The 7,791-nt window shown below is 41.6% G+C and carries 6 protein-coding genes; 4 read left to right on the top strand and 2 right to left on the bottom strand.

The annotated features are described in order from the left end of the window. Both ACWPKD_RS12250 and ACWPKD_RS12245 read right to left on the bottom strand, forming a co-directional pair. Nucleotides 1-3,042, bottom strand: a 3,042-nt coding sequence (locus ACWPKD_RS12250) for a PKD-like domain-containing protein (protein WP_455412964.1), incomplete at its 3' end; no start/stop codon positions are given. Nucleotides 3,043-3,048: 6 nt separating this feature from the next. Continuing rightward, nucleotides 3,049-3,477, bottom strand: coding sequence for a hypothetical protein (locus ACWPKD_RS12245; RefSeq protein ID WP_455412963.1), 429 nt, complete (start codon nt 3,475-3,477; stop codon nt 3,049-3,051). 440 nt (nt 3,478-3,917) lie between these two features. Here ACWPKD_RS12245 and folE point away from each other — a divergent pair, with 440 nt between their 5' ends. The 4 genes from folE to lgt all read left to right on the top strand — a co-directional run bounded on the left by folE (nt 3,918) and on the right by lgt (nt 7,455). Next, on the top strand, nt 3,918-4,589 hold the full coding sequence (gene folE / locus ACWPKD_RS12240; RefSeq protein ID WP_455412962.1) for a GTP cyclohydrolase I FolE: 672 nt from the start codon (nt 3,918-3,920) through the stop codon (nt 4,587-4,589). A gap of 44 nt (nt 4,590-4,633) precedes the next feature. Next, the gene (gene cysS, locus ACWPKD_RS12235; RefSeq protein WP_455412961.1) at nt 4,634-6,115 is read left to right on the top strand and encodes a cysteine--tRNA ligase; all 1,482 of its coding nucleotides are present in this window, start codon (nt 4,634-4,636) and stop codon (nt 6,113-6,115) included. A 63-nt stretch (nt 6,116-6,178) separates the two neighbouring features. Continuing rightward, nucleotides 6,179-6,403, top strand: a complete 225-nt coding sequence (gene yidD / locus ACWPKD_RS12230; RefSeq protein WP_455412960.1) for a membrane protein insertion efficiency factor YidD — start codon at nt 6,179-6,181, stop codon at nt 6,401-6,403. Nucleotides 6,404-6,534: 131 nt separating this feature from the next. Beyond that, complete coding sequence (gene lgt, locus ACWPKD_RS12225; RefSeq protein WP_455412959.1) at nt 6,535-7,455, top strand: prolipoprotein diacylglyceryl transferase; 921 nt, start codon at nt 6,535-6,537, stop codon at nt 7,453-7,455. The last annotated feature ends 336 nt before the right edge of the window (nt 7,456-7,791 follow it).

Below are 7,791 nucleotides of genomic sequence, written 5' to 3'. Positions count from 1 at the left end.
GCTTATCGTAGCTGTATTCGCTGCCCATGATCCGGTTACACCCGCTGGTAGTCCTGCAAATGTAGCACCTGTAGCGCCTGTAGTAGCTAAATTGATTGTTGTAATTGCAGTATTGATACAAACCGTCTGGCTTGTTCCCGCTGCAATGGTATTTTGTGGATTTACCGTGATGGTGCCCGTAGCCGTTGCCGGTGGACATCCGCCCGTAGTAGTTACCGTATAGTTGAACGTTCCAACCGCTGTTGGCGTTCCGCTGATAGTCGCTGTGTTAGCGGCCCATGATCCGGTTACCCCTGCAGGAAGTCCTGCAAATGTAGCACCTGTAGCACCTGTAGTAGCAAGGTTAATCGTAGTGATTGCAGTATTGATACAAACCGTCTGGCTCGTTCCCGCTGCTATTGTATTTTGTGGATTTACCGTTATAGTGCCCGTAGCCGTAGCCGGTGGACAACCTCCGGTAGTAGTTACCGTATAGTTGAACGTTCCAGCCGCCGTTGGCGTTCCGCTGATGGTCGCTGTGTTCGCGGCCCATGATCCGGTTACCCCCGCAGGAAGTCCTGCAAAAGTAGCACCTGTAGCTCCTGTAGTAGCAAGGTTAATCGTTGTGATTGCCGTGTTGATACAAACCGTTTGGCTCGTTCCCGCTACAATCGTATTTAGTGGATTTACCGTGATAGTGCCCGTAGCCGTTGCCGGTGGACATCCTCCGGTAGTAGTTACCGTATAGTTGAACGTACCTGATGCCGTTGGCGTTCCGCTTATCGTAGCGACATTAGCTGCCCATGAACCGGTTACACCCGCAGGAAGTCCTGCAAATGTAGCACCCGTTGCACCTGTGGTAGCTAACGTTATATTGGTCATTGCAGTGTTAATACAAAGTGTTCTGTTAACACCTGCAGCAATGGTATTTAATAGATTTACCGTAATAGTACCTGTAGCCGTAACTGCCGGTACACAACCTCCGGTAGTGGTCACAGTATAATTGAACGTTCCTGAAGCTGTTGGTGTTCCACTGATCGTGAACACTCCGGCCGCAAAACTTCCGGTTACTCCCGCAGGTAATCCTACAACACCTGCTCCGGTAGCACTTCCACTAATACTATAGGTAATATTTGTAATAGCATTATTTACACATACTGTTTGGTTAGCAGTAGCTGCAGCAGAAGTTAATGTGATTATTGATGGTGGATTAACAGTTACACTAACTGTTTGTGGAGTTCCAACACATCCTCCAGGATTTGAAGTTGGAGTTACTGTATAAGTAACTATTTGAGGAATTGCAGTTATATTTACTAAAACATCTGTTATGGTTGCTCCAGCTTGGGCAGTTGTACTTTCTCCGGTAACATTAGCATTGGCGGTAGCAACCCAGGAAAATGTCGAGGGAACATCAGCCGTCAAAGCAAAATTAACATTGGTGTTGTTACAAATAGCAGTTGATGTCAAACTCGTCATTACAGGAGGAGTACAGCATAACAAACTTGCCGGAGCTGTTGAAGGTAAATCAACAGTACAACCAATATTGTTCCACGTACCAAATTCTCCATCGCCAAATGTTTTGATAGAAACCGTACAATCTGTTGTACCTGCAGTACAATTTGCTGCGCCGCCAGCTGTTAGAACGAACCTAATTGTGTAATCGAATGTGTTAGTACCACAGGCAGGGAAATTTCCATCCCCATACGTATTATCAGGATCAGTAGGATCTCCAATACAGGCACCTGTAGCCGGACTATAAGACGATAAAAAATACCAACCGGCAGGCATAGGTGTTCCTGCTGGATAATATCCATTAACATTATAAGTGACTGAACCTGCAGGAAACCAGTTCCATGAACCCGATGGAGATCCAACACATCCACTCCACGCACAAGGTGGCCCCGGAGGACATGGCTGAATTGTTCCGTTCACGTTCAAAGGAGTAATTATATTCACAGGCATTCCCTGTGCGTTGAAAGATGAAGCAGCCCAACAATTACCAAAAGTCGGGACAAAAGCACCAATATAGTTACAGTTAATCTGCTGCCAATTTGTTACAGTGTACTGAAAAGTAACCTGCTCTCCCGGTTGGTATGGACCTCCTAATGGCGAACCCATTGAAGTGGCGGTTACAGTTAATGCATCAGTAGTATTACAAGCACTCGCATCAGCGTTCTGGGTAATACATAAATCAAAAGTACCTTGACTTCCAGAAACGTTAGATACAGCAATTAAATAGGTAGTATTTGCGGCCACAGGAATATTATTACCTGTTGCAGTACCCCCAGAACCCTCGACACAACCTACATTGGTAAACAGTACACAATTGTTAGTAAAAACCGAAAATTCAGGAGTGGTCATTGTTGCACTTGTCACACTTACATTAAGTGAAGCGGTACTTGCGCCTGTTGTAATAGAATACCAAACGGTAGGATTAGGCAAATCATAACAGTTGTTTCCAGTGAAATCAGGCCCTACATTTGCGCCGTTGTTACAATCGGTTACACATGCCGCACCACCACCAGGAGCATTAAGCGGAATAGCGGTAGCAGTTCCACAAGTTTGATTATTGGTACATGAAGCCGAAACGACCGGATTGTTAACACACACCGATAATGTTCCTGTTGAAACATCTCCGTTACTGGAAACGATAATCCAGTATCTTACTCCCGGAGTAAGTCCGTTAACAACGCTTCCGTTTAGAACTGTATAGTTACCAGCGCCATCAAAACAGCCTTCAACTGAAAAAGTTCCTGCGCAGGTACCATTGCTGGAAGATGCTACAACAACTTCAGGCCTGAAACCTGCTGCAGTTGCGGAAACATTGATGGTTGCCGTTCCTCCTTGTGCAACAAAAGAAAACCAAGTATCCAAAACACCTTCTTCACAACCTCCTGAACCAATATCGTTCACCGTACCTACGGCAGAAGTTGCGCAGGTAGCTCCGGTCAAATCGGTTACAGTAGTTGCTGTTGCACACGTTTCCTGAGCAAAAAGAGAATTTCCTAAGAAAAAAACTAAAGCTGCAAGGAAAAATTTATAAAAAGTAATTCTTTTTGGCATACCGAATTATTTAGAAGTGTATAAAATAGTCTCTAATTTTTTAAACCCGATTGCCTTAACACTGGCATTCGATGGTAAAAACAGACGTGAATTCACATCAAGATCGATGTAAACGTCCTGATCCTCTTTTCTTAAAGAAACAATTTTCTGATAAAGAGCTTCAGACTGCAAAATGGTGTAATCTTTTTTAAAGCATTGAACCTGATAAGTTCCCTCAACTTTTTTAAACAAATCCACTATTGTCGATCCCGCTTTTTGAGTCTTGTTCATCTGATCAAGATTTTCAGGAACAAGGCCTTGTTCGACAACCTGATACTTTTGCGAATAAGCAGTTGAGGAAAAAATCAAAATAATACAAAATGTAAATCCGATTTTCTTGAAGAAACCCAATTGCTTTACCAGCGGCCTTTCATGTCTAGCTAAAAAATTTCCCATAATGGTTTGGTAATTTGATATTAATAGTTTGTTGGCAACCCTAATAACTCAAACCCAAAAAAACACAAGAAAAACTCTTTACTGACAAGTAAATTCTGAAGAGAAGTAAAATTGAAAAGTAAAAGTAATTTTTTGTCTATAGTTTTTTGGCTTTAAGTTAAATACTAATTTTTTGTTAATTCACAAATATGCAAAACTTTGTGAATAAAAAAAACGTATTACTAAAAATATTATAAAATTCATCGAAATTCACCAAAAATCCCAGCAAACACGATACCTCGTAAAAATAAGCCCCTTACAAAAAACCTTTTTTTTGTTATAATTCAACCGTAATATGTAATACATTTCATCCGTTTTATTAAACATTTTGCCGATAATAGGCATTTCATATTAATTAATTATCTTTGCGTTATAACATATTAAAAACAATTTCACCCATAATGATTCATAACGACGATTTGAACGATCAATTAGGAGACGACCATGTTGGAACAAGCGCACAAACTCCTTTACGTTCTGATGCTTTTGAAATGTCCGATGAAGAGAAAATCAACTCTATCAAAAAAGATGTCGAAAATATCCTTAACACATTGGGGCTTGACCTTACCGATGACAGTCTGAAAGGCACTCCGAACCGTGTGGCCAAAATGTTCGTAAAAGAAATTTTTGGTGGATTACATCCTCATAAAAAACCGGGTTCTTCAACTTTCGAGAACAAATACAAATACGGCGAAATGCTTGTGGAAAAAAACATTACGGTTTATTCCACTTGCGAACACCACTTGTTACCTATCGTAGGACGCGCCCATGTTGCTTATATTTCCAACGGAACCGTTGTAGGTTTATCCAAAATGAACCGAATCGTGGATTATTTCGCTAAACGCCCTCAGGTACAGGAGCGTTTAACAATCCAAATTGTTCAGGAATTACAAAGAGTATTGAACACACAGGATGTAGCCTGCGTTATCGATGCAAAACACCTTTGCGTGAACTCAAGAGGAATCCGCGACATTGAAAGCAGTACGGTAACCGCTGAATTCGGAGGAAAATTCAAAGAAGATAAAATTCGAAGAGAGTTTTTGGATTACATAAAATTAGACACCAAGTTTTAAATCTCCTTCTTAATATTATTGAATACTTTAATCAATAGATATATATGCACTTATACCAACATCAGAATTTAAAGATTTACAATTCCCTTTCAGGAGAAAAAGAACTATTCAAACCCATCCATGAAGGACATGTGGGGATGTATGTTTGTGGACCAACGGTTTACAGCAATGTTCACTTGGGGAACTGTAGAACTTTCATTTCTTTCGATTTGGTGTACCGATACCTAAAACATTTAGGTTTCAAAGTGCGTTATGTGCGTAATATTACCGATGTTGGCCATATTGTGGACGATGAAGATGAAGGAGAAGACAAAATCGCCAAAAAAGCACGCGTGGAACAGATTGAACCGATGGAAGTTGTACAGAAATATTCCGTGGATTTTCATCAGATCATGGAACTGTTCAACAACCATGCGCCAAGCATTGAACCAACAGCAACGGGACATATTATTGAGCAGATCGAAATTATCAAACAAATTGTTGACAATGGTTTTGCCTATGTGTCCAACGGTTCGGTATATTTTGATGTGAATAAATACAACGAGCATCACAATTACGGAAAATTAAGCGGGCGCAACATCGAGGATATGATTTCCAACACCCGTGACTTAGACGGACAATCAGACAAATTAAACCCGTTGGATTTCGCTTTATGGAAAAATGCTGAACCACAGCACATTATGCGCTGGCCTTCGCCTTGGGGCGACGGATTCCCGGGATGGCATTTGGAATGTACTGCGATGAGCACAAAATATCTGGGCAAACAATTTGACATTCACGGCGGCGGAATGGATTTAAAATTCCCGCACCACGAATGTGAAATCGCACAAAACGAAGCCTGTACGGGTCAAACACCTGTAAATTACTGGATGCACGCCAATATGCTTACCCTTAACGGAAAGAAAATGGCCAAATCGACCGGAAACAATATTCTTCCGAGAGAATTGTTTACCGGAAACAACTCGGTGTTAAGTAAAGCTTTTTCGGCTTCTGTGGCACGTTTCTTTGTTTTACAGGCACATTACCGTAGTATTCTGGATTTTTCAGACGATGCTATCTTAGCTTCTGAAAAAGGATACAACCGATTGATGGAAGCCATCGAAAATTTAAACAATGTGGAAGCAGGACAAACGTCTTCTTTTGATGTAAAAACATGGAAACAAACCTGTTATGATGCCATGAACGATGATTTCAACAGCCCAATTCTGATTGCACAGTTGTTTGAAGCGGTTCGTTACATCAACCTGTTAAGAGAAGGAAAAGAAACCCTAATTACTACTGATCTTGAGCTGTTCAAAAAAGCAATTCACGCTTTTGTTTTTGACGTTTTAGGACTAAGAAACGAAAAAGAAACTGCCGCGAACAGCGACAAACTGGACGGTGTGGTCAACATGCTGATCGGAATGCGTGAAGAAGCCAGAGCCAACAAAAACTGGGGACTTTCTGATGAAATCCGCGACAAACTGTTAGCCTTAGGTATACAGTTGAAGGATGGCAAAGAAGGCACATCGTTCACAGTACAATAAATCGAATATCACAATAATTTTACAAATGATGGAGTATCTTTACTTCATCATTTTTTTTGAAACATGCTGAAACAGATTCTGATTTTTCCGTTTGTACTATTAGTCCGGTTTTACCAGGCAGCCATCTCCCCATATACGCCGGGGGTCTGCCGCTACTCGCCTACCTGCTCGCAATATGCCGTTGAGGCCCTCAAAAAACATGGCCTGTTCAAAGGCGGATGGCTGGCCGCAAAGCGAATCGGGAGTTGTCATCCCTGGGGCGGAAGCGGGTATGATCCGGTGCCTTAGTCTCATAAAAAAGGGACAAAAGACAAGAGAAAAGAACATAGAAAATAGAGAAAGGACATCTGAGCCAGGAATTTAATTTCGCATTTTACCAATTATAATTATATTTACCGTTACCAAGTATACACTTACCTATGACACACGCATTACACATGATCTGGAACTCCCCTCCGGGTATCGATTTAGGTTTTTTCATGATCCGCTATTACAGCCTGATGTTTATCATCGCCTTCGGTTTAGGCTGGTACCTGATGAAAAAAATTTACGAAAGAGAGGGAGAAACCCTTGAAAAACTGGACTCCTTATTCATTTACACCGTATTTGCCACCCTTTTGGGCGCGCGATTGGGACAGGTTTTCTTTTACGACTGGGACTATTTCAAAGACCACAAACTGGAAATCTTATTACCGTTCCGTTTCGAACCGGAATTTGAATTTACTGGTTTTGCGGGCTTAGCCAGTCATGGTGCTGCCATCGTGATCATTGTAGTAATGTATTATTACAGCAAAAAGATCATCCAACGCCCTATTTTATGGATTTTAGACCGAATTGTAATCCCCGTGGCCAGCGGCGCGATCTTTGTTCGTTTGGGCAACTTTTTCAACTCGGAAATTGTTGGAGATGTAACCACTTCTTCACTGGGAATCCGTTTTGTGCGCGACAGGTATTCGGATAAAGAAGCCATACAGGAAACCGGTATAAACAATGTGGAACAAGCCTACAAAGCCATCGAAACCGATCCTCATTTTGCAGATCAGTTAGCGGCGGTGGTGCCTAAATACCCGGCCCAGCTTTTTGAAGCCTTCTGTTACATTTTCGTATTTTTCATACTGCTTTATCTGTACTGGAAGACCAACGCCAGAGAAAAACAAGGCTTCCTTTTCGGATTGTTCCTGATCATGCTCTGGACCGTTCGTTTCTTTGTGGAGTTTGTAAAAGAAAGTCAGGGTGGTTTTGGCGATAATACGCTTTTTTCTACCGGACAGTGGCTAAGTATCCCTTTTATCGCGATAGGCGCTTATTTGGTCTCAAAAGCAGTTAAAAAGACTTCTTAAAGACCTTTTCACCATACAATTTTAAAGCCAGCCTTGTGCTGGCTTTTTTATTACTCGCAATTCTATTCATTAGTCTTTAAAACTCTCCTGCAACTAGAATTAAAGCTATATAACTACAATGAAAATCCCGTAAAGAACAACCCGGTATCCTGACACTCAAACAGCCAATTCCTACTCCTGACAGCAGTGGAAACCCTTTTCCTTGCAGGCCCGGAAAGCAGGCAAGGAAAAGGTTGCAGCGCATGGCAGGAAATACGATACCAAAAACACCCAAACCATCACTGTCCAAAAACAAAAAAGCCACTCATCGCTGAGTGGCTTTTCCATTATTTATAA

It is taken from the genome of Flavobacterium pedocola (genome assembly GCF_053764385.1).
The sequence above is the reverse complement of the archived record's forward strand: the minus strand, read 5'-3'. Positions and strand labels throughout refer to the sequence as shown.

Bases quoted from the DNA above. Each gene is read 5' to 3' on its own strand.
- yidD (WP_455412960.1), top strand. From the start codon at position 6,179: ATGCTGAAACAGATTCTGATTTTTCCGTTTGTACTATTAGTCCGGTTT.
- lgt (WP_455412959.1), top strand. From the start codon at position 6,535: ATGACACACGCATTACACATGATCTGGAACTCCCCTCCGGGTATCGAT.
- ACWPKD_RS12245 (WP_455412963.1), bottom strand. From the start codon at position 3,477: ATGGGAAATTTTTTAGCTAGACATGAAAGGCCGCTGGTAAAGCAATTG.
- cysS (WP_455412961.1), top strand. From the start codon at position 4,634: ATGCACTTATACCAACATCAGAATTTAAAGATTTACAATTCCCTTTCA.
- folE (WP_455412962.1), top strand. From the start codon at position 3,918: ATGATTCATAACGACGATTTGAACGATCAATTAGGAGACGACCATGTT.